General features: G+C 61.3%; 20 protein-coding genes and 1 riboswitch. Of the genes, 7 read left to right on the top strand and 13 right to left on the bottom strand.

Annotated elements, in window-relative coordinates; all coding sequences use genetic code 11:
* Positions 1–44 precede the first annotated feature (44 nt).
* The 6 genes from BSG20_RS04855 (at position 45) to BSG20_RS04830 (ending at position 7,889) form a co-directional block, all read left to right on the top strand.
* Positions 45–1,328 (top strand): NAD(P)/FAD-dependent oxidoreductase, encoded by a 1,284-nt coding sequence (locus tag BSG20_RS04855; protein WP_072369620.1) that lies wholly within the window; start codon positions 45–47, stop codon positions 1,326–1,328.
* A 19-nt stretch (positions 1,329–1,347) separates the two neighbouring features.
* Positions 1,348–2,886 carry an L-piperidine-6-carboxylate dehydrogenase gene (gene amaB, locus BSG20_RS04850; protein WP_072369617.1) on the top strand — a complete coding sequence of 513 codons (1,539 nt, stop codon included), beginning with the start codon at positions 1,348–1,350 and terminating at the stop codon, positions 2,884–2,886.
* Between the two features lie 74 nt (positions 2,887–2,960).
* Entirely contained in the window at positions 2,961–3,950 is a 990-nt protein-coding gene (locus BSG20_RS04845; RefSeq protein WP_072369614.1) for an Ldh family oxidoreductase, read from the top strand.
* A gap of 142 nt (positions 3,951–4,092) precedes the next feature.
* Entirely contained in the window at positions 4,093–5,121 is a 1,029-nt protein-coding gene (locus tag BSG20_RS04840; RefSeq protein WP_072370170.1) for an iron ABC transporter substrate-binding protein, read from the top strand.
* Between the two features lie 114 nt (positions 5,122–5,235).
* Entirely contained in the window at positions 5,236–6,852 is a 1,617-nt protein-coding gene (locus tag BSG20_RS04835; protein ID WP_072369612.1) for an ABC transporter permease, read from the top strand.
* Positions 6,849–7,889: an ABC transporter ATP-binding protein gene (locus BSG20_RS04830; RefSeq protein ID WP_072369609.1), complete on the top strand. Its 1,041-nt coding sequence runs from the start codon at positions 6,849–6,851 to the stop codon at positions 7,887–7,889. The genes BSG20_RS04835 and BSG20_RS04830 overlap by 4 nt, the downstream gene beginning before the upstream one ends.
* Here BSG20_RS04830 and BSG20_RS04825 read toward each other — a convergent pair whose 3' ends face one another.
* The 13 genes from BSG20_RS04825 to BSG20_RS04765 form a co-directional block, all read right to left on the bottom strand.
* Complete coding sequence (locus BSG20_RS04825; RefSeq protein ID WP_072370167.1) at positions 7,890–9,215, bottom strand: glucoamylase family protein; 1,326 nt, start codon at positions 9,213–9,215, stop codon at positions 7,890–7,892. It lies immediately after the preceding gene.
* Between the two features lie 108 nt (positions 9,216–9,323).
* Positions 9,324–9,953 (bottom strand): thiamine phosphate synthase, encoded by a 630-nt coding sequence (locus tag BSG20_RS04820; RefSeq protein ID WP_072369606.1) that lies wholly within the window; start codon positions 9,951–9,953, stop codon positions 9,324–9,326.
* Positions 9,950–10,723 (bottom strand): thiazole synthase, encoded by a 774-nt coding sequence (locus BSG20_RS04815; RefSeq protein ID WP_072370164.1) that lies wholly within the window; start codon positions 10,721–10,723, stop codon positions 9,950–9,952. Before BSG20_RS04815 ends, BSG20_RS04820 begins: the two co-directional genes overlap by 4 nt.
* Positions 10,724–10,726: 3 nt before the next feature.
* A complete protein-coding gene (thiS, locus tag BSG20_RS04810; RefSeq protein WP_024315362.1) occupies positions 10,727–10,924 on the bottom strand; it encodes a sulfur carrier protein ThiS in 198 nt (65 codons plus the stop codon).
* A complete protein-coding gene (gene thiO, locus BSG20_RS04805) occupies positions 10,921–11,895 on the bottom strand; it encodes a glycine oxidase ThiO (protein WP_072369603.1) in 975 nt (324 codons plus the stop codon). The genes thiS and thiO overlap by 4 nt, the downstream gene beginning before the upstream one ends.
* 1 nt (position 11,896) lies before the next feature.
* Positions 11,897–13,723 (bottom strand): phosphomethylpyrimidine synthase ThiC, encoded by a 1,827-nt coding sequence (thiC, locus tag BSG20_RS04800; protein ID WP_072369600.1) that lies wholly within the window; start codon positions 13,721–13,723, stop codon positions 11,897–11,899.
* 92 nt (positions 13,724–13,815) lie between these two features.
* Positions 13,816–13,927, bottom strand: a riboswitch (TPP riboswitch).
* Positions 13,928–13,974: 47 nt separating this feature from the next.
* On the bottom strand, positions 13,975–14,739 hold the full coding sequence (locus tag BSG20_RS04795) for a FadR/GntR family transcriptional regulator (protein ID WP_177309808.1): 765 nt from the start codon (positions 14,737–14,739) through the stop codon (positions 13,975–13,977).
* A 25-nt stretch (positions 14,740–14,764) separates the two neighbouring features.
* Positions 14,765–15,826 carry a four-carbon acid sugar kinase family protein gene (locus tag BSG20_RS04790; RefSeq protein WP_072369587.1) on the bottom strand — a complete coding sequence of 354 codons (1,062 nt, stop codon included), beginning with the start codon at positions 15,824–15,826 and terminating at the stop codon, positions 14,765–14,767.
* The gene (locus tag BSG20_RS04785) at positions 15,823–16,815 is read right to left on the bottom strand and encodes an ABC transporter ATP-binding protein (protein WP_072369584.1); all 993 of its coding nucleotides are present in this window, start codon (positions 16,813–16,815) and stop codon (positions 15,823–15,825) included. The genes BSG20_RS04790 and BSG20_RS04785 overlap by 4 nt, the downstream gene beginning before the upstream one ends.
* A complete protein-coding gene (locus tag BSG20_RS04780) occupies positions 16,815–17,822 on the bottom strand; it encodes an ABC transporter ATP-binding protein (RefSeq protein ID WP_072369582.1) in 1,008 nt (335 codons plus the stop codon). The genes BSG20_RS04785 and BSG20_RS04780 overlap by 1 nt, the downstream gene beginning before the upstream one ends.
* Positions 17,822–18,784: an ABC transporter permease gene (locus BSG20_RS04775; RefSeq protein ID WP_072369580.1), complete on the bottom strand. Its 963-nt coding sequence runs from the start codon at positions 18,782–18,784 to the stop codon at positions 17,822–17,824. Before BSG20_RS04775 ends, BSG20_RS04780 begins: the two co-directional genes overlap by 1 nt.
* Positions 18,785–18,786: 2 nt before the next feature.
* A complete protein-coding gene (locus tag BSG20_RS04770; protein WP_072369578.1) occupies positions 18,787–19,743 on the bottom strand; it encodes an ABC transporter permease in 957 nt (318 codons plus the stop codon).
* A gap of 141 nt (positions 19,744–19,884) precedes the next feature.
* Positions 19,885–21,534 carry an ABC transporter substrate-binding protein gene (locus BSG20_RS04765; protein ID WP_072369576.1) on the bottom strand — a complete coding sequence of 550 codons (1,650 nt, stop codon included), beginning with the start codon at positions 21,532–21,534 and terminating at the stop codon, positions 19,885–19,887.
* 306 nt (positions 21,535–21,840) lie between these two features.
* Here BSG20_RS04765 and BSG20_RS04760 point away from each other — a divergent pair, with 306 nt between their 5' ends.
* A complete protein-coding gene (locus BSG20_RS04760) occupies positions 21,841–22,746 on the top strand; it encodes a dihydrodipicolinate synthase family protein (RefSeq protein ID WP_072369567.1) in 906 nt (301 codons plus the stop codon).
* The last annotated feature ends 4 nt before the right edge of the window (positions 22,747–22,750 follow it).

Here is a 22,750-nt window from a genome sequence, read left to right as displayed (position 1 = left end):
CGCGGCGCTAGAATGCCGCCAGTTTAATGGATGGATTTTGATCGATGCTGAACGATCCCCGTTCCCACGGACTTTGGGAAAAGACCGCTCCTCTACCGCCCGTGACATCTTCGCTCGCGGGCGCCGTGAGCGCCGATGTCGTCGTCGTGGGCGCAGGTTATACCGGCCTTTCCTCAAGTCTGCATCTGGCCGAAGCGGGCTCGAAGGTCGTGTTGCTGGAAGCCAAGGAAATCGGCTTTGGCGGTGCGGGCCGCAACGTTGGCCTCATCAACGCCGGCATGTGGGTCATGCCTGACGACCTTCCGGGTGTTCTAGGGCCGGTTTACGGCGAACGTTTGCTCGACCTGTTGGGTAATGCGCCGAGGCTGGTGATGGAATTGATCGACAAGCACGGCATCGCCTGCGAGCTCGAACGAAACGGCACGCTTCATGTTGCCGTCGGTGCGAGTGGCTTGAAGGAGATCGAGGGCCGCGCGCGGCAATGGGCAGCGCTCGGAGCGCCAGTGACGCTGCTGGACGCCGCCGGGACAGCCAAGCGTGTCGGCAGCAATGCCTATACGGGATCATTGCTCGACATGCGCGCAGGTACGCTGCAGCCGCTCGCCTACGCCCGCGGTCTGGCCCATGCAGCGGTTAAGGCCGGCGTTTGCATCCATACATCGAGCCCCGTCATCAAGACCGAGCGAAACGGCAATCGCTGGACCGTAAAGACTGCAAAGGGTGAGGTGACGGCCGACTGGATCATCGTGGCGACTGACGCATATAGCACCGGTCCCTGGGAGGAGGTGCGCAACGAACAAGTGCACCTGCCCTATTTCAATCTTGCGACCAGACAGCTCAGCGACAATCTGCGCGGTTCTATTCTCGCCGGGCGCGAGGGGGTTTGGGATACGAAGGGAATCCTGTCGTCCTACCGTATGGACCAGGCCGGACGCTTGGTTTTCGGCAGTGTCGGTGCTCTGCGCAATACCGGGCTAGGGATCCACACGGCCTGGGCCAAACGGTCGCTGAAGAAGCTGTTTCCGCAGCTTGGCGATGTCGAGTTCGAATGTGAGTGGTATGGCAAGATCGGGATGACCGACAATGCGTTGCCCCGGTTCCACAGGTTCGCGCCCAATGTCGTCGGTTTCTCTGGCTATAACGGTCGCGGTATCGCGCCCGGTACGGTCTTCGGCCATACGCTTGCCCGGCTCATCCTGGGGCAGACGACGGAAGCGGACCTGCCATTGCCGCTTACCACGCCGTCCGAGCCGAGCTTCCGTGCAGTGAAGGAAGTGTGGTACGAAGCCGGCGCCCAAGTCGCCCACTTCGCCGACGCCCGTTTTTGAAAACACCGAGGTTGAACCAATGACCGTGTCTGCACTTGATCTCGCCACCAGGACGAAAGAACTGCTCACTGAACTGGGTGTCGGTGCCGACCGCTATAGCGGCGGCACGCTTCGTGTCAGCTCTCCGGTCACCGGCAAGGAGATCGGTGTGCTGAAGGAGCATTCGGGCTCCGAGGCAAAGGCCGCCATCGAGGCCGCCCACAAGGCATTCCTTGAATGGCGTGCCGTTCCGGCGCCGAAGCGCGGTGAACTCGTGCGCCTGCTCGGCGAAGAGCTCCGTGCTGCCAAAACCGCTCTCGGTCGACTTGTCTCGATCGAGGTTGGCAAGATCACCTCCGAGGGGCTCGGCGAAGTCCAGGAAATGATCGACATCTGCGACTTTGCGGTCGGCTTGTCACGCCAGCTCTACGGTCTGACCATTGCAACGGAACGCTCCGAGCACCGCATGATGGAAAGCTGGCATCCGCTCGGCGTCGTCGGCATCATCTCGGCTTTCAATTTCCCTGTAGCCGTCTGGTCCTGGAATGCCGCCCTGGCGCTTGTCTGCGGCAACTCGACGGTCTGGAAGCCGTCGGAAAAGACGCCGTTGACGGCCCTTGCCGTTCAGGCGCTTTTTGAAAAGGCAGTGAAGCGGTTCGTTGCCGAAGGCGGGGCCGCGCCTGCCAACCTGTCGACGTTGCTCATCGGTGGCCGCGATGTCGGCGAAGTCCTCGTCGACCATCCCAAGGTGCCGCTCGTCTCCGCGACCGGCTCGACGGCCATGGGTCGCGCTGTCGGTCCTCGCCTGTCGCAGCGTTTCGCCCGCGCCATCCTCGAACTCGGCGGCAACAATGCCGCGATCATCTGCCCAACGGCAGATCTTGATCTGACGCTGCGCGGTGTTGCCTTCTCCGCCATGGGTACGGCCGGCCAGCGCTGCACGACGCTGCGCCGTCTGTTCGTTCACGAGAGCGTCTATGACCAACTCGTTCCGCGCCTTCAGAAGGCCTATGGCTCCGTGTCGATCGGCAATCCTCTGGAAGCCGGGACGCTGGTCGGGCCGCTGATCGACAAGCAGGCCTTCAGCAACATGCAGTCCGCTTTGGAGCAGGCGAGGGCGGCCGGTGGCAAAGTTGCCGGTGGCGAGCGCGTCGAAAACGGTGCGGACGACGCTTTCTATGTCCGTCCGGCTCTCGTCGAAATGCCTTCCCAGACTGGTCCCGTCGAGCATGAGACGTTTGCGCCGATCCTCTACGTGATGAAGTACACAGACTTCGATCAGGTACTGGAACTGCACAACGCCGTGCCGCAGGGGCTTTCCTCTTCGATCTTCACGAATGACATGCGCGAAGCCGAGACCTTCGTTTCGGCTCGCGGTTCGGATTGTGGAATTGCCAATATCAACCTCGGTCCGTCCGGAGCCGAAATCGGTGGTGCGTTCGGTGGCGAGAAGGAAACTGGCGGTGGCCGCGAATCCGGCTCGGATGCCTGGAAAGCCTACATGCGCAGGGCGACGAACACGGTCAATTACGGCAAGACACTGCCGCTCGCACAGGGCGTGAAGTTCGACGTTGAATGATTGCTGCTCCATTGCAGCTGCAAGGGCGATGACATAACACGTCATCTGCCCTTTTTCTTCTGTGCAGGTTCCTCATGCATTTGACTTTGGCTGCGGCGGAAACGCTGGTTATCGATGCCCTGACGCGCAATCGCGTGGACGAGGCAAATGCGCGCTCGGTCGCCAGGGCGCTTGCTGCCGCCGAAGCTGCCGGACAGGCAGGCCATGGCCTGCGCCGTGTCGAGGCTTACGCAAAGCAGGCGAAGGCAGGCAAGGTTGATGGATTTGCCAAGCCGCAGCTCGACCGTCTTTTTCCCGCAGTCGTGCGGATCGATGCCTGTCACGGCTACGCCTATCCTGCCTTCGATCTCGCCGCCTCGGTTCTTCCCGAGATTGCCCGGGAGCAGGGCATTGCCTTGGCGGCAGTTCGCCGTTCGCACCACGCCGGCGTCCTTGCCTTGACCGTTGAGCGGTTTGCGGAAATGGGGCTTGTCGCTCTAATGGTCGCCAATGCTACAGCCTCCATGGCAGCCTGGGGCGGGCGCAAACCCGTGTTTGGAACGAACCCCATCGCGTTTGCCGCGCCGATCCCTCAGGCCGACCCTCTCGTCATTGACCTTGCACTCTCTCGGGTCGCCCGCGGCAAGGTGATGGCGGCGCGCCAGAAAGGCGTCGATATCCCCGCGGATTGGGCTTTTGACCGGAACGGTCAGCCGACGACGGATTCTATTGCCGCGCTCGAGGGGACGATGGCCCCATCTGGAGAGGCCAAAGGTGCGGCGTTGGCGATGATGGTCGAAATCCTCGCCGGCGCGTTGACCGGGGCCAACTTCTCCTTCGAGTCCTCGTCGCTCTTCGATGACAAAGGTTCAGCACCCGGTCTTGGACAGATGCTGATCGTCATCAACCCGATCGCCAGCGGTGGAAGTGGTGTTGCTGAGCGATTGGCCATGCTGGTGGGCGAGATCTCATCTGACCCCGGTGTTCGGCTCCCGGGGCGCCGCGGCCAAACGGCTCGTAGACAGGCGCTGGAAAGCGGCATCGAGGTCGAGTGTGACGTTATTGCCACCATCCAATCGCTCTAGCTAGAACGATTCTAAAGTTGATGAACGATTTCAAGTATTCGTGATCCCTGAACCATCTCTAAAACTTGAAATACCAAATCAACAAAAATATAGGGGCTCTCATCACCTCGGGGATCTCGGGTGAAACACCATGGAGGGCTTCATGAAAATTTCCTTTAATCGCGCTTCCGGTGCTGTAGCGCTCGCTGCCTCGGTCTTTGCCGCGGCTTCGCTGGTCGCCAGTGGTGCTATGGCACAGGAATCCGAAGGTATCGTCGTTTACAACGCTCAGCATGAGAGCCTCGGGCGCGAGTGGATCGACGCATTCACCAAGGCAACCGGCATCAAGGTAACGATGCGCCAGGGCGGCGACATGCAGCTCGCCAACCAGATCGTTCAGGAGGGCGATGCATCGCCGGCCGACGTTTTCCTGACCGAGAACTCACCGGCCATGACGCTGGTCGATTCCGCTGGCCTCTTCGCGCCCGTTGACAAGGAGACCCTGGACCAGGTTCCCGAGCAATATCGTCCGTCTGATGGCATGTGGACCGGCATCGCCGCTCGCTCCACCGTTTTTGCCTACGACAAGACGAAGCTGACCGAAGACAAGTTGCCGAAGTCGCTGCTCGACCTCGCGGATCCGGCCTGGAAGGGTCGTTGGGGCGCTTCGCCGGCCGGCGCTGACTTCCAGGCGATCGTCAGCGCTTTGCTCGAACTCAAGGGCGAGGAAGCAACGGCGGCTTGGCTTAAGGCACTCAAGGAAAACTCCACGCCATACAAGGGCAACAGCGTCGCCATGAAGGCGGTCAATGCCGGTGAAGTCGAAGGCGCGGTGATCTATCACTACTACTGGTTCGGCGATCAGGCGAAGACCGGCGAAAACAGCAAGAACGTCGCCTTGCACTACTTCAAGAACCAGGATCCGGGCGCATTCGTCAGCATCTCCGGCGGCGGCGTCCTGAAGTCGAGCCAGCATGCCAAGGAGGCTCAGGCCTTCCTGAAGTTCGTGACCGGCCAGCCCGGCCAGGACGTCCTCAAGAACGGTACATCCTACGAATACGCCATCGGTAAGGATGCCACTTCAAACAACAAGCTCGTTCCGCTGGCTGATCTGAACGCACCGAAGGTCGATGCTGCCAAGCTGAACAGCAAGAAGGTGACGGAACTGATGACTGCCGCCGGCATCATCTAGTCTTTCCGTTAAAGGCCCTGACTGTCAAAACTATTGCTTTTGGCTCAAGAAAAACGTAGGGCATGCCGAAATCGGCAACCGCCTTTCAAGGCGGTTGCCTTCCTTTTTCAGCGTATGAAGGCGGCGGCCTTGCTGCAGGACAACAGATTGCTTGCTCCCGGCCATGAAGGGCCGATCGCTCGGCCGGTGGCGGGAATAGATCGGCTGCGGGCGCGGTTGCCCCACCTTTCCGTTATCCTGTTTGCCTCCGTCGTAGCGTTGTTCAGTCTGGTGCCGCTTGGTTTCATCGGTTGGATAACCTTTGATGTCGGCTGGCAGACCGTCAAGGACTTGGTGTTTCGTGCGCGCGTTGGCGAACTGCTCGTCAACACGGTGCTGCTGGAAGCCTTTACCATTCCCCTGTCGATCGTCCTTGCCGTGACGCTTGCCTGGCTGGTTGAACGGACGAATATACCCTTCGCCCGGCTCTGGTCGTGGTTGGCGGTTGCGCCTCTCGCGGTGCCGGCCTTCGTCCATAGTTACGCCTGGATCAGCCTTGTCCCCGGGATGCGCGGGCTGCAAAGCGGCATCTTCGTTTCCGTACTTGCCTATTTTCCGTTTCTCTACCTCCCGGTCGCCGCTGCCTTGCGCCGGCTTGATCCTGCCATCGAGGATGCAGCCGCGTCCCTCGGGCTCGGGCCTTGGCGTTTGTTCTTCCGCACCATCCTGCCGCAATTGCGCTTCTCCATCTGCGGCGGCTCGCTGCTGATCGGGCTGCACCTGCTGTCGGAATACGGTCTTTACGTGATGATCCGTTTCGACACGTTCGCCACCGCGATCGTCGACCAGTTCCAATCCGCCTACAACAGCCCGGCCGCCAACATGCTGGGGGGTGTTCTTGTCTGCTGCTGCCTGTTTCTGCTTGGTCTCGAAATCCTATTGCGCGGCAATGAACGATATGCCCGGGTCGGATCCGGCTCAGCCCGGCCAGCGGATCGTCGTCGGCTCGGCTGGTTCGTCGTGCCGGCCATCGTGCTGCAGGTGGGACTTGCGGCCTTGACGCTCGGCGTCCCCTTCGCAACGCTGGTGCGGTGGCTCTATCTCGGCGGGCTTGAGGTCTGGCATGTCGACACGGTCGGCAATGCGTTCGCACAAACCATCGTTCTTGCCATTGCCGGTGGCGTGCTCGCCACGATTGCCGCCGCACCGATGGCGTGGCTCTCTGTGCGTGCGCCGGGGCGTCTTCAGCGCCTGCTCGAAGCCTGCCACTACTATGTCGGCTCGTTGCCGGGTGTGGTCGTTGCGCTGGCGCTGGTGACGATTACGGTCCGTCTTGTTCTGCCGCTCTATCAAACCTTCGCGACCCTCATTGTTGCTTACATACTGCTGTTCCTGCCGCGTGCTATGGTGGGTCTTCGCGCCAGCATCGCTCAGGCGCCCGTGGAGCTTGAGCGTGCGGCAATGGGGCTTGGCCGCACGCCTGCCCAGGCCGTGAGGCAGATCACCATGCGGCTTGCCGCGCCGGGTGCAGCCGCCAGCGTCGCACTTGTCGGTCTCGGCATCACGAACGAGCTCACCGCGACATTGATGCTGGCGCCGAACGGCGTCGAGACGCTTGCGACGAAGTTCTGGTCGCTGACCAGCGAAATCGACTACGTGGCGGCGGCGCCTTACGCATTCATGATGGTCGTGCTATCGCTGCCGCTCACCCTTCTTCTCTATGCCCAATCGAAACGGACAGCCGGACAATGACGCTGCTTACGATCGATCGCATCAGCAAGCGCTACGGGCATGTCCAGGCATTGCAGAATATTTCACTCGATGTTGCCGCAGGCAGCCGCACTGCCGTCGTCGGGCCTTCAGGGTCGGGCAAGACCACGCTGCTGCGCATCATCGCCGGTTTTGAGCAGCCCGATGGCGGCCAAGTGACGCTCGACGGCGAGCTTCTGGCCGATGGTCCCGTAGCAGTGCCCGCGCATAAGCGAGGCATCGGCATCGTGTCGCAGGACGGCGCGCTGTTCCCACATCTGAGTGTTGCCGACAATATCGGTTTTGGCTTCGAGCGCGGCGCGCCCGATCGCGAGCGACGCATTATCGACCTGCTTGATATGGTCGAGCTGGACCGCAACATGCTGATCCGCCGGCCGCACCAGCTTTCCGGCGGCCAGCAACAGCGTGTGGCGCTTGCCCGCGCGCTCGGCCGCAAGCCGCGCTTGATGTTGCTCGATGAACCGTTTTCCGCACTCGATACAGGTCTGCGCGAGAATATGCGGAAGGCCGTGGCACGCGTTCTTCAGTCCGCAGGCATCACGGCGATCCTCGTCACGCACGATCAGGCGGAGGCGCTCTCCTTCGCCGATCAGGTTGCCGTCCTGCGGGAAGGGCGGTTGATCCAGGCCGGCTCGCCGCAATCGGTTTACCTGCAGCCCCTCGATCGAGAGACAGCCCTGTTCCTCGGCGACGCGGTGATGCTCCCGGCAGTCGCTCGCAACGGCTTTGCCGATTGCGCGCTCGGCCGTGTCGCGGTCGATGTCGGTCATCAGGGCAAGGTTGAGATCATGTTGCGGCCTGAACAGATCAGGGTCGTTCCTGATCAAAGCGAGCAGACCTATCGCGGACGGGTCGTCGAAGTGGAATTCGGTGGAGCGACCTGCACTGTTGCTGTGTCACTCGAAGGCGTCGCCCTGCCGCCGATCATGATCAAGACCTCGAGCGTCGCACTTCCGTCACAGGGCGATCGCGTTCGTCTCGATATCGCCGGCAAGGCGCATGTTTTCGGCAACCGCTGATCAGGCGATTTTCCGTTCGAAGCTTTCGTCTTCCGACAGCCAGCCGCCGGTAAAACCAGCGCGCTCGAGACCGCGCCGGATCACCGGAGAGCGCCGCATGAGACCCCATATGAAATCGGACCGATCATTTTCGATCGTCATTACAAGAAGTCCCTGATCGATACCGACGCAGCGGTCGTCGACCCAGCCTTCAGGTCGCTTGGTCTTCACGGTCGGATTGAATCCATCGGGAAAACGATCCTCATAGAGCAGGTTCGGGTAAGTGGACATAAGGGCACGAAGGCCATCGAGCGAAGCCTGGCGGTCATACGGGAGGGAGGCGAGCGCTGCCCAGGGTGCAATCGTGCCGTCATCGGGTCCGAGCGGCGCGCCGCGGGCGGCATAGCCGAGCACGCGCGGGTGGCGACCGCCACGCATGTTGCGGGTCGGCGGCGGGCCATCCGAGGCAGACAGGCCCCAGATGTCCTTGTTGTAGCCGACAAAGTGCCCGGGATTGCGCTCCGCATAGTCCCGCTGCACGGCGATCGATACCTGCGTGTTGCGGAAATAGTCCCAGTTGCGATCGGCCATCGCCTTGTCCTGGATTCCGCGGAAATCAATCCAGGCATGTGAGAAGAAGTGAATGAAGAGCGGGCCGGCATAGACATATGGTTGGTCGCCGAACAGCATCCACGAATAGCTCGCGGTGAAGGCATCGTAGCTCGAGGCCGGGATTGGATGCGTCGGGGAGGCAAGCGCCAGCGTATAAAGCAGGACCGCCTCGTCGTAGCCTTGCCAGCGCCAACGCAGGAAGCCACTGCCTGGCTTCCAGCCCATACAGACCGTCTCGCCCTTGTTGAGAGCCCAGTGCCAGTCGATCCTCTGATAGACCAAGCTTGCGAGTCTGCGGATTTCAATCTCGGCTTCGGTGTTGCGGTCGAAATAGGCCGCCGCGGTCAACATGCCCGCAACCAGAAGCGTGGTGTCGATTGTCGACAGTTCGCTGTTCCAGGCGCGATGGCCAGTGTCCATGTGCAGGAAGTGATAGAAGAAACCGCGATAGCCGATCGCGTGTCGCTCACGGCCCTGATGCCCGTTGGCAAAGAAGCAAAGTGTCTTCAGCGTGCGCTCTATCGCGTCGGCGCGCTCCATCCAGCCACGCTCGACCGCGACGGTATAGGACGACAAGGCAAAGCCGACCGCAGCGATACTGCAGGGGACGCCCGCGACTGACGTATCCGCAACAAGTCCGTTTTCGGGATTGTAATGCTTCGGGAAATAATTGAATGCGCCCCGCTGAAGCCTGTCGATCAGCGCGACATCCGATTCCTCGGTCCGTTGTAACATACGTGCCAAACCCAACTTGTTGTCTAGCCCCCGTTCAAAATGGCGAAGCATGACGCGCAAATCAATCATTTTTGAAGGCGTGCGACAGCACGTCCCTCGGCCGCCCGGCTACTCACCCAATGGAATTTTCACCGTTCGCCAGGGTGCGGTGGCAGCGAGCCACTGCCGTGTTCGCGCCTCGGGATCGGGGTTCAAGGTGATATCGGTCACGACAGCAGCACTGTCGGCGCCTCGAGAAAGAACGCCCTTTATTCGATCGACGTTCAGCCCACCGATGGCGACGAGCGGCAGATCGCCGACGTGGGCCTTCCAAGTGCGCAGGCGTTCCGGTCCTTGCGGCGACCATTTCATCTGCTTCAGAATGGTCGGATAGATCGGGCCGAGCGCGATATAGTCCGGCTTTGCTGCCTTTGCTGTTTCGAGTTCGGCATCGTCATGGGTCGACAGCCCGAGCTTCAGGCCGGCGGCACGAATGGCGTCCAGGTCGGCCGTTTCCAGGTCCTCCTGGCCGAGGTGAACAAAAGCGCACGCTTCTTCGATGGCGAGCTGCCAGTAGTCGTTTACGATCAGCTGGCAGTCGTTCAAGGCGCAAATCGCTTTCGCGGTGCGGATTTCAGCCCGCAACTGCGCGGGCGCTTTGTTCTTGATCCGCAACTGCACGAGCCTGACGCCGATGGGCACGAGCCGCGCGATCCAATCGGCGCTGTCGACGATGAGATAGAAGGGATCGAGTTTCATGCGAAGACGGCCTTTCCAATGACAGGTGTCGACGGGACTGCGACATCGCGCGGCTCCAGCAAGCCGGCGCTGAACGCTTGCCGGCCCGCCTCGATCGCCTTGGCAAATGCGCCGGCCATGGCAACCGGGTCGCCGGCGCCGGCAACGGCGGTGTTCAAAAGGACCGCATCGAAGCCGAGTTCCATGACGGTTGCCGCGTGCGAAGGCCGGCCGATGCCGGCGTCGACGATTAATGGGATGTCGGGAAAATGCGCGCGCATCGAACGCAGCGCCGAAAGGTTGAGCGGTCCCGCGGCACTGCCGATCGGGGCACACCAGGGCATCAACACCCGGCATCCCGCTTCGAGCAGCCTCTCGGCGACCACAAGGTCATCGGTTGTGTAGGGAAAAACCTGAAAGCCGTCGCTTGAAAGGATACGCGCTGCCTCGACCAGTCCGAAGACATCAGGCTGAAGCGTATCGTGATTGCCGATCACCTCCAGTTTGATCCAGCTGGTGCCAAACAGCTCTCGCGCCATCTGGGCTGTCAACACGGCCTCGGAGACCCCATGGCAGCCGGCTGTGTTCGGCAGCACGCGGACGCTGAGCGCCCGGATCAGTTCGAAGAAGGCGCCGCCGCTACGCCCGCCAGCGCTCTCTCGGCGCAATGAGACGGTGACGATCTCTGTTTCTGATCGCTTGACGGCCTCCGCTAGGATCGCGGGCGAAGGGTATCGCGCGCTGCCAAGAAGCAAGCGGGACGACATTTCAGTGTTATAGAGCTTCAGCATCATTCAGCCGCCCTGCATCGGTGACAAGATTTCGATCCTGTCATTGTCGTTGAGTGCGTGGTCGACACGGTCCTCGCGGTGGACGATTTCGCCGTTGACGGCGGTCGCCAACCATTCGCCCTCGTATTCCATCAGCGTCAGCAGTTGCGACAACGTTGCTGCAATGAGGTCGTGATGCTCGCCGTTGACGATCAGTTTCATCGGCTATTTCCTCCTGGTTCCGTTCTGGAGAAGACAAGGTCAACGGCTTCCTGCGCCATTGCGGGTGCAAGCAGGAAGCCGTGGCGATAGAGGCCGTTGAGCACGACCGCACCGCGTTCGCGGGTCGCGCGGGGAAAATTGTCGGCGAATGCCGGCCGGATGCCCACGCCGGTTTCGACCACGGCAGCGTCCGCGAAGGCGGGATGCACTGCATAGGCGGCGTTCAACAACTCCATCATCGAACGCGCCGAGATCGGACCGTCGAACTCCGTCTCGATCATGGTGGCACCCACCATGAACAGGCCATCTCCGCGCGGAACGATATAGACAGGAAAGCGGGGATGCAGCAGGCGAACGGGTCTGGTGAGGGTAACCTCGGCGGTTTCCAGATAAAGCATTTCGCCGCGAACGCCGCGAAGTCCGCTCGTCTGCCCGATCCGCGCTGCGCCAGTGCAATCCACGATGTCGTCGTAGTCGGTCTCTTCGGCCTCTCGGTCGATGAATGCAATACGTCGATCGACAAGTTTTTCTCGCAGCAGACACAAGACTCGCCTTGGATTGAGGTGTCCTTCGAGTGGGAAGAAAAGGGCGCGCCTGAAGCGCCCTGCCAGAGCTGGCTCCAATGAGGCGATATTTTCTTCATCCAACCATCTATGGCCGCTTGTGCGACCGGCGAAGCGATTGAGCTCGCTCTGGTCGCGGGCGGGAGCAACCACCAGGGTTCCGTTTCGTTGTACCTCCCCCGGCAGTATCATGTCCCACCGGTCGGGAGCATCGCGGCCTCGCAGCAATACGGCTTCCTCGGCACTTTCGCGCTCGCACCAGGGCGCGAGCATGCCGCCCGCGAGCCAGGAGGCTGCCTGACTGGAACCTTTACCGGGATCAATGACCGTCGCATCGGCACCGCGAAGGCTGAGTTCGTGGGCGACGACGAGGCCGGCAACGCCGGCCCCTTTGACAAGCACATGCATATCAGTCGCCCGACTGTTCGACGGCATCAATTGGCATGTAGAGATCGCCGCCCTCGCGGTATTTCGCCGCCATCGCGTCGAGCCCTTCCTTCTGCGCCTCGGCCCGGATGTCGTGCGAGATCCGCATCGAGCAGAACTTCGGGCCGCACATGGAGCAGAAGTGCGCCACCTTATGCGCCTCCTTCGGCAGCGTCTCGTCGTGGAAGCTGCGGGCGGTTTCGGGGTCCAGCGCGAGGTTGAACTGGTCCTCCCAGCGGAATTCGAAGCGAGCGCGCGACAGGGCGTCGTCGCGCAATTGAGCGGCCGGGTGCCCCTTGGCGAGATCGGCGGCGTGGGCAGCGATCTTGTAGGTGATGACGCCGGTCTTCACGTCGTTGCGGTCGGGTAGACCAAGATGCTCCTTCGGGGTGACGTAGCAGAGCATCGCCGTGCCGAACCAGCCGATCATCGCAGCACCGATGCCCGAGGTGATGTGGTCGTAGCCGGGTGCGATGTCGGTGGTCAGCGGCCCCAGCGTATAGAAGGGCGCCTCGCCGCAGACGGCGAGCTGCTTGTCCATGTTCTCCTTGATCTTGTGCATCGGCACGTGGCCGGGCCCTTCGATCATGACCTGGCAGTCCTTGGCCCGAGCGATCTTCGTCAGTTCGCCGAGCGTTTCCAGCTCGGCGAACTGTGCCGCGTCGTTGGCGTCGGCAATCGAGCCCGGACGCAGGCCGTCGCCGAGCGAGAAGGAGACGTCATAGGCGCGGCAGATGTCGCAGATCTCCTCGAAATGTTCGTAGAGGAAGCTCTCGCGGTGGTGATGAAGACACCACTTGGCCATGATCGAGCCACCGCGCGAGACGATGCCGGTGACGCGGTTGACGGTGAGCGGAATGTAGTGCAGCCGCACGCCGGCGTGGATGGTGAAATAGTCGACCCCCTGTTCGGCCTGCTCGATCAGGGTGTCGCGATAGACTTCCCAGGTCAGGTTCTCGGCAATGCCCTCGACCTTCTCAAGCGCCTGATAGAGTGGAACGGTACCGATCGGCAGTGGCGAGTTGCGGATGATCCATTCGCGGATGTTGTGGATGTTACGGCCGGTGGAGAGATCCATGACTGTGTCGGCGCCCCAGCGGGCAGCCCAGACCATCTTCTCGACCTCTTCGGCCATGGAGGACGTGACGGCGGAGTTGCCGATATTGGCGTTGATCTTCACCAGGAAGTTCCGGCCGATGATCATCGGTTCGGATTCGGGATGGTTGATGTTGGCGGGGATGATCGCGCGGCCGGCGGCAATCTCCTGCCGGACGAATTCCGGGGTTACGTGATCCGGAATCCGGGCGCCGAAGCTTTCGCCGTCGCGCGTGATAGCCTCCGCCTGCGCCTTGCGGCCAAGGTTCTCGCGGATCGCGATGAATTCCATCTCCGGCGTGACAATGCCGGCGCGCGCATAGGCGAGCTGGGTCACGGCCTTGCCGTCCCTTGCGCGGAGCGGCTGGCGCTTGCCGGGAAATTCCGGTGTCAGCCGTCCGCCGCTGGCAAAGCCGTTGTCTTCGGGGCGGACCTGGCGGCCCTGATAGGCTTCGACGTCACCGCGGGCGACCACCCAGCCGCGGCGCAGTTCTGGAAGTCCCTGCTCGATGCGGATGTCGGCACCTTCGACGGTATAGATGCCCGAGGAATCATAGACCGTGACCGGCGGTTCGCCCGATGTCGGGTGAAGGCTGATCTCGCGCATCGGGACGCGGACATCAGGGTGGATTTCTCCGGGAATGTAGATTTTTCGAGAGGCCGGCAATGGGCCTGTCGTAACGGTCGGGGTGATATTCTTTGCGGCAATATTCATGGTTTGAGGCTCCAAGTTTGCGTTTGGAGACCCAGTCCTCAGCCGGAATGATGAAAAGACGCCGACACGGTTTCCTCGCGAGAATCCAATGCCTTCGAGCGCTTGCACCGTCCCTACGCCAGTATGAACTGGATCAGGTTCAACGGGTCACTGCGCGCGATAGCAGTATCTCAGCCCCTTGCCGGGACCCCCCTGGTGAATGCGAAAAGGTTAGAACCAGAGTAGCAAAGCTGTCAAGCCGACCGCGTAGGCTACATCGAAAGGTCCAGCGCGCGGCCTTCGAAGAGGCGGCTCTGCGAGCCCTCGAGATGCGCCTTCATCAGCGCCCGCGCGTCTTCCGCGCGACCTTCGACGATGGCGAGGTAGATCTTGTTGTGTTCTTCGTAGACCTGCTCAAGACCTTGGCGCGGGCCAAGCAGAGACAGACCGTGAAGATGCATGCCGACCGCGATATGCGCTTTCAGGGCATCAATCGAGGCCGTGTAGTAATGGTTGTTGGCGGCTTCCGTGACCGCACGATGGAACGTGAAGTCGGCGTCAGTGCGATGAAGCTGGTGGCTGGTCGCCTCACGGAGATCGGCGAGAGCAGCTGCAATCTTTTGAATCGCCGCCTCGTCGCGGCGCTTGGCAGCAAAATAGGCGGCAGCAGGCTCGATCGTCAGGCGAAACTCATAGCAGCGCTGAATATCGGCGATCGTCTTGACCGGCGAATAGGAAAGCTGCGTCGTCGGCGAGCCATGAGCGCCGACGAAGGTGCCGGCACCTTGCCTGGCGTAGACGATGCCCTGATCGCGCAAGCGTGCCAACGCGTCGCGCACGATGGGGCGCGAGACGCCAAGCATCGATGCAAGCTCGTGCTCACCGGGAAGTCGTGAATCCGGCGGATAATTTCCCGAGCGAATGCGCTCTTGCAACTGATCGAATACCCGATCGACCAGCTTGACGGCCTTACCGCGCTCCGGCTTTGTCGCAGGCGCCGCTTGCGCATTCGCCGATACACCGTTTGCTTCGTCCACCTTCATTCTCCCCGTCGGCATTGTCCTATGCCGCCTGATTCTGTGCAATCAGTCTTACCAAACTATCAGAATTACCGAAGCCCCCGGACTTCACCGCGCAGCGGAAACGCAGGCCATCGGCGGTTGCGACGTCAAACCACGGAATGCCCGCCTCGATTTCGCCCTGCGGCCTCAGGATCCGAATTCCGAGTTCGCGAAAAACTGCCAGCGCCGTATCGCCACCGCCAACCATCAGCATCTCCGGGCGCGTCGCATCTATGATCGACTTTACGCCCTTCGCGAACCGGTCGGCAACTGCCGCGGTCTCGCCGGTGACTTTGCCTGTACAGCGCAGAAGCACCGGCAGGCCTGACGACTGTTCGTCCGGTAGCACTCCCACGGGAGCATCAATGGCCGCGGTCAGGATACCGGAAGCCTCCAGCTTGGTCATTTGTACCGCCGTGATCGGGTCGCGGGAGCCGACGGCGAAAACTGTCCGATTTGATGCCGCAAAGGGTCGGCCTGCTTTGTGGGCCCTGCCGATCTTGCGAGCAAGCGCAGCTCCGATGCCGCGCGCGCCAACGGCAAGTGTGATCTTCCAGTCGTGCTTGCCGACCAGCCGGTCGAGATCGCTATCAGTCTCGGCGTCACGAACGAGGACCTGGCTGTCGGTTGTCTTGAAGAGATCGGCAATCGGTAGCGGCTCGTTGACGCCACGGCCGACGACATGGCCATTGCGGGTCAAGCGCTCTTGATCGGGAATGGCTGGTGCCACGACGATTGCCTCGTGGCCGAAGATGGCGGCAATAGCTGCGCTTTCTGCTGCAACATTCCCCTTGAGACGGGAGTCTATCTTTTTCAGAACCATCTGAGGCGAGGCGGCAAGAAGGGCCTTCGCCGCAACGCTGACCCTTCCTGCCGCTTCCTCCTCCGGGAGAGCTCTTGAGGCCGTGTTGACCACGACGACCTCACAACCGGTCACAAGCGCATCCGAGATGGCTTCGACCTCGATCGCGACAGCAACGGAAAGCCCGGCATCGACAAAGGGGGTTCCCGTGTCGAGTGCGCCGGTCAGATCGTCAGCGATGATCGCGACCTTCAACGTCATGTGGTTTGTCCTGTGTTGACCGCGTGGCAGGCGACGAGATGGCCGGGCTTGGCTGCCTTCCATTCCGGAACCGTCCTGCTGCAAACCGCCATGGCGATTGGGCATCGCGTATGGAAGCGGCAGCCGGTCGGCGGATTGAGCGGACTTGGCACGTCACCCTGCAGGATCTGGCGCTTGCGGTTGCGTTCCAGCTCCGGATCGGTGTCCGGAACGGCCGATAGCAGCGCCTTGGTGTAGGGATGCAGCGGGTTGTCGAACAGCTCCTGGCGGGTTGCAAGCTCCGCCAGACGGCCGAGATACATCACGCCGACACGGGTGCTGATATGGCGAACGACGGCCAGATCGTGGGCGATGAACAGGTAGGTCAGGCCGTATTTTTCCTGCAGGTCGAGCAAAAGGTTGATGATCTGCGCCTGAATGGAAACGTCGAGTGCGGAGATCGCTTCGTCGCAGACGATGAACTTGGGCTGGCAGGCGAGCGCGCGGGCGATGACGACACGCTGCCGTTGGCCGCCGGAAAGCTCGTGCGGATAGCGCTGGGCAAAGCGGGTCGACAGGCCGACGTCGGTCAGCAGCGTCGCAACCCTGTCCTTCAGTTCCGCTTTGGTGCAGAGCTTGTGGAACAGGATCGGCTCTCCAATCGCCTCGCCGATCGTCATGCGCGGGTTGAGTGTAGAATAAGGATCCTGGAAGACGATCTGCAGGTCGCGGCGGAAGGGCCGCATCTGCTTCTCGTCCAGCGTTGCCAGATCCTGGCCCTTGTAGACGACCTTGCCACTGGTTGCCTTGTAGAGGTTGAGGATGGTGAAGCCGGTCGTCGACTTGCCGCAACCGGATTCGCCGACGAGGCTCAGTGTCTCGCCTTCCATGATATCGAGATTGACGTTGTCGAGCGCATAGACCGTCGCCGTGCGTTCGCCGAAGGCGCCGAGCTTGACGTGGAAATGCTTGACGAGGTTCTCGACCCTGAGCAGCGGTTGGGCACCCATCACGCAGCCTCCTGCATTTTCTGGACGACAAAACAGGCGGTCCGGTGATTTCCAGCGCCGGCCAGCGGCTCGAGCTTCGGTACGCGCTCGTGGCAAATCGCTTCCGCCAGCGGACAACGCGGCGCAAAGGGGCAGCCCTTCGGCCGGCGACCCGGTTCGGGCGGTGTCCCGCCGATCGAGCTCAGCCGGCTTGCCGGTGCATCCGACAGCTTCGGGATCGAGGCCAAGAGACCGCGCGTGTAGGGATGGCTCGGGCGAGCGTAGAGTTCATCGACCGGCGCATCCTCGACGACGGTGCCGGCGTAAAGCACGGCGACGCGATCGACCAGACCGGCGATCAGCGCCAGGTCATGAGTGATCCACACCACCGACATGCCGAGCTTGGCGCGCAGATCCTTCACGAGATCGACGATCTGGGCCTGGATGGTGACGTCGAGCGCCGTCGTCGGTTCGTCGGCGATCAGCAGCTTCGGATTGCAAGCAAGGCCAATGGCGATCATTACGCGCTGGCGCATGCCGCCAGACAATTCGTGCGGATAGGCCTGCAGCCGCTCTTCCGGACCGGGAATGCCGACGAGACGCAGCAGTTCGACGGCACGTGCGCGGGCCTGCGCCTTGCTCATCTTGCGATGATAGATCAGTGGCTCGCAGATCTGGTCGCCGACCCGCATGACCGGGTTTAGCGAGGTCATCGGATCCTGGAAGACGAACCCGATATCGCCGCCGCGCACCTTGCGGAGTTCCTTGTTCGACATCTTCTGCAAGTCATTGCCGTCGAAGTTGGCCGAGCCTTTGCTGACCTTGATCTTGTTGGGCAGGAGCCGCATCAGGCTCAGCATCGTCAGACTCTTGCCACAGCCGGACTCGCCGACGACGCCGAGCGTCTCGCCCTTGTTGACATGGAGGTCGATCCCGTCGACGACAACGGCAGGGCCGTTGCGTCCGTCGATTTCGACGGTGAGGCCGCGGACATCGAGCAGTCGTTCACTGGATTTGGTCGTGTTCATCACTTGCTGCCCCGCGGATTGAGTGCGTCGTTGAGGCCATCGCCGAGGAAGCTGAAGGCAACCGAGGCAAGGCCGAGAACGGCTGCCGGTGCGGCGAGGAGATGGGGATAATGCTGCCAGACGCGTAGACCGTCCGAAATCATGTTGCCCCAGCTCGGAGTCGGCGGATTGACGCCAACGCCGAGGAAGCTGAAGGCGCTTTCTAGAACCATCGCGGTGCCGAGACCAGCACTGACGGAAACGATCAGCGGTCCAAGCGCGTTCGGTACCACGTAACGCTTCATGATGAGCCAGTTGGACAGACCGAGAGCCTGGGCCGCGGTGATATAGGGGCGGCTGCGGATCGACAGCACCTGGGCGCGCACCAAGCGCGCATACGGCGGCCAGGAGATAAGCGCCATCGAGCCGAAGACCAGGAAGAAATCCACCCATATCGTCTGGCGATAGAATGGATTGAGGGTTGCCATGTACTGGGCCTCCATCCATTTCGCGATCGGTGTCTTCAGGGACGCATTGATAACGACAACGAGCAGCAGGTTCGGCACCGACATGGTCACATCCGTCAGCCACATGATGGCGCTGTCAAATGGATTGCCGAAGAAACCGGCAATGGCTCCAAGCACGAGACCGATCGCAACGGCAATCAAGGTCACGACGATCGCAACCAGGAAAGCCGTGCGCGTGCCAAAGACGACGCGGCTGAAGACGTCGCGGCCGAGATCGTCCGTGCCGAAAAGATGGTGCAGCGAGGGAACGGCGTTTCGCGCCTGCAGATCCTGGCCCAGATAATCGTAAGGCGCCAGGTAGGGACCAAAGATCGCGGTGAAGCCGAGGATCAGGACGACAATCAGGCCGAACAGGGCAAGCTTGTTGCGCTTCAGGCGATGCCAGGCGTCGCGCCACAGGTTGACCGGGGGTTCTTCCTGCGTGTCTTCGATCGTGGAGAGAGGGATGGCGGACATGGTCAGCGGCTCCTTCTTGCATCATTGGCGCGCGGATCAAGCAGCGGATAGAGCACGTCGACCAAGAGGTTCGAGGCCATGACCAGGAAGGATCCGATCAGCGTAATTGCCAGAATGACGGGGTAGTCGGAGTTGGTCAGCGCCTGAACGGTGAGGCGTCCGAGGCCCGGCAGACCAAAAACGAGTTCGACGAAGATCGCGCCGTTGACGATGGTAATCATGATCAGGCCGAGCTGGGTCACGACAGGCGTCAATACCGGGCGTAGAATGTGGCGCAGAGCCACCACGATTTCCGGAACGCCCTTGGCGCGGGCAGTGCGTACAAAGTCCTCCGAGAGAACCTCGATGACCGCCGCACGCGTCTGGCGCACGATGAGCGCGATCGGCTGGAACGACAGCACGATCAGCGGCAAGATGATACGTGCGTCAAGGACGCCGCCCCAGCCGTAGGGCACCTTGATCATCGGCAACAGCACGATCAGGGCGACCATGAGCAGCGGACCAGCGACGTAGGCCGGGATCGCCCACAGGAAGAGCGCACTGCCAAGGATCGTGTAATCGAGCCTCGTGTTCTGGTTCAGCGCTGCGATCATGCCGAGCGGAATGGCGACGACGGCGGTCAAGATGATGGAACAGAGCGCCAGTTGGAAGGAAACCGGCGCAGCAGCCGAAACCATGGCCCAGACCGACCGGCCCGAGGTCAGCGAGTTGCCGAACTGGCCATGCAGCAGGTTCCAGATATAAAGGCCGAACTGCACGATGAACGGCTTGTTCAGGCCGGCGCTTTCGCGGATCGCTTCGATGCGCTCGGGATTATAGGCAACGTCGCCGGGTGCGCGCAGAAAGATCAGCTTGATCGGATCGCCGGCGCCGTAGAAGGCCAGCGCATACACGGCCAGCATGACTATCAGGACGGACGGAATCCAGATGGCAAACCGGGTTAGCACGTAGCGTAACAAGGTTACCTCCCACCTGTTGTCGGCATGGCTCGCTATTCGGGTCGTCCCCGCAGAGATGCCGTCTGTTCTTGAAACTTGCGCGAAGGCCTTGCGGTCTTCGCGCGGTTGCCAAATGCCCGGAGGCGATTTTCGGACGCCGGCTCAGCCGACCGAGATGTCCCAGGGCGCCACGACCTGCCAGTCGAGGTTCTTTTCCATGCCCTTGACCTCCTTGGTGGCCCAGCGCGACATCGCCTGAGAATACCACGGAATGAAGGCCCAATCGTCGCGGAATGCCTTCTGGGCATCCTGCGCGAGCTTGATGCGCTGCGGGTCGTCAGCCGGCTTCGTGGCCGCTTCGGCAAGGGCTGTATCAACCTTATCGTTCTTGTACCCGCCAAGCTTGTTCTGTGCGTTCGACGAGGTCGAGGCGATGCAGCCGGCGAGATAGGAGGCGGCGTCAGGTACGCGTGTCCCAACGTCATCGCGGAAGATCTGGACCGCGTTCTGGTCAGGACCGGCATAGGAGTCCTGTTGCGGCTTCATGTCGACAGCGGTGATGCCGAGGTTCTGGCGCCACTGTTCGGCGATGAACTGGGCAGCGGCTTCGATGGCCGGGGCCGAGATGCCGACAAAGAGGATCTTCGGCAGGCGCTCGGGACCACCGTAGCTGGATTCGGCAAGCAACTTCTTGGCCGCTGCCGGATCGTAGGGGTAGGGCTCGAAGCCGGAATTGTCGGCGCCGGGGACGGAATTGAGAATCTGATCAGCCTTCCTGTGCGGTCCATCCGGATAGGATGCCTTGAACAGGCCGTCGCGATCGATCGCCATGATCAGCGCCTGGCGAACCTTCGGATCGTCCATCGGAGCGCGGCTGATGTTGAACCAGAAGTGCTGGCTGGTAGGGATCAGCGGGCCCGAGGAGAATTCGGGACCGAGATCCTGGATGATGGTGGAGGTCACAAGCTCGGTGTGGGCGTTGAACTCGCCCGAGTTGATCAGCGAGGTCGCAGTGACGTTGTCTTCCACCGATGTGATCTCGATACGGGCAAGCTTCGGCTTCGGCCCGAAAAAGTTCTCGTTCGGCTCGAATACCAGCTTGCCGGCATCGATATCGAGGCTGGTCAGCTTGAACGGGCCGGAGAACACCGGGCTGCTGTCGGGCTTGTACCAATCGGCGACTTCCTCGCCATCGCTGCCGCGCGACTGCGCTGCCTTGGTGATCGGAGCGATATGGTTGGCAAGGCGCATGAAGAAGATTGGATCGACATCCGTCAGGGTCACGACAACAGTGCCTTCATCAGGCGTAGCAACGCCCGTCAGTTCGGTGGCCGAGCCGCCGCTGATTTCCTTGTAACCCTGAACCTTGCTCAGCACCTGATCGGCGCGCTGGCTCTTGGTGTTCGGCATGGACGCGACTTCCCATGAGCCCTTGACGTCGGCCGAGGTGATCTTGCTGCCATCGGAGAAGACGGCCTTCGGATCGATCTTGAAGGTCCAGACCTTGTTGTCGGAGGATTCCCAGCTGGTGAAGACGTATGGCTTGATCTTGCCTTCGCTGTCGAAATACATCGGCGAAGCCCACCAGATCGAGTTCCAGCGGAAAGGACGTCCGCCGCCACGCAGCGGCGACCAGTCCTGGTCGAACGCCGGATGCGCGGCCTTGAGAACCTGTCCTTCATCGGCGAACACGATACGGGCCTTCATCCCGAATACGGTGAGGCCGACACCGGCGGCGAGGCCGAGCTTCAATGCCTCGCGGCGTGACATCTGCGTTCCCTGCGCAGATTTTTCTTCATTGCGATCAGTCATGTTGTCCTCCCATGGCAAAATTGATGGCGTCTCCACTTTCCACTCTATCCCGAAAGTGCGTCACGACATGGCGCAGACACTCGCTCGATAATGTAAATATGTCAACATAAATTAATCTATGTGTCGGTTCTGGAAAAACTGTAAAAATTTTTATCAACATTTTCCGTAGCTTAAAAAATGAAGTGGCTACCGTCTTGTATTGTCATATTGACAACACATCTTGTGGAGACGAAGAAAACCGCATCCGCGGGCCTGGATTCCCGCCTTTGCCGCCCAGCGATGCGGCGTTCATCCGAGGAGGACGATATGAGCGATCACAAGATTACAGGCGTATTCAGCGCGGCCGCAACGCCGCTCAATGCGGATAGCAGCCCGGACCTTGGCCTGTTCACCGAGCACTGCCGGCGTCTGCTGCAGGAAGGTTGCCACGGTGTCGCCTTGCTTGGCACGACGGGCGAAGCAAATTCCTTTTCCTCCGGCGAGCGCCGGGCGATTCTAGAGGCGGCGCTCAAGGCAGGTGTGCCGGCTGACAAACTGCTACCGGGAACCGGCGTTGTCGCCATTCCGGAAACGGTGGAGCTGACCAAGCATGCTCTTTCCCTCGGCGTGACGAAGGTCGTGATGCTGCCGCCCTTCTACTACAAAGGCGTATCCGACGACGGGCTATTTGCCGCCTACTCGCAAGTTCTCGAAAAGGTCGCCGACAACCGGCTGCAGGTCGTTCTCTATCACATCCCGCAGGTCTCGGGCGTTCCGCTTTCCATTCCGTTGATCGGCAGGTTGATCGAAGCCTTCCCCGACACGGTGGTAGGAATCAAGGAATCTGCTGGAGATTTCAACAACATGCAGGCAATCATCGCGGCTTACCCGGGCTTCTCCGTGTTGGCGGGCGCCGATCCGCTGCTGCTACCACTGTTGAAGGCGGGAGGCGCGGGCTGCATCACGGCAACCTCTAATCTCGTCGCGGATTCTCTGCGCACTGTTTTCGATAAGGTGCACGACGAGGCGCACGCTGGCGAGGTCGAGGCCGCTCAGGCTCGCATCAATGCCTACCGAACGCTCTCTAATTCCTATGTGCAAATCCCGACGATCAAGGCCATGGTCGGCCTCAAGACCGGCAATGCTGCTTGGAAGCGCACGCGCGCGCCGCTGATGCCGATCAGCGATGCCGACCATGGCGCACTTGCCGAAGCCTACGCCAAGCTGCCGTAAGGAG

It is taken from the genome of Rhizobium tibeticum (genome assembly GCF_900110205.1).
Taxonomy (GTDB): Bacteria; Pseudomonadota; Alphaproteobacteria; order Rhizobiales; family Rhizobiaceae; genus Rhizobium; species Rhizobium tibeticum.
The sequence above is the reverse complement of the archived record's forward strand: the minus strand, read 5'-3'. Positions and strand labels throughout refer to the sequence as shown.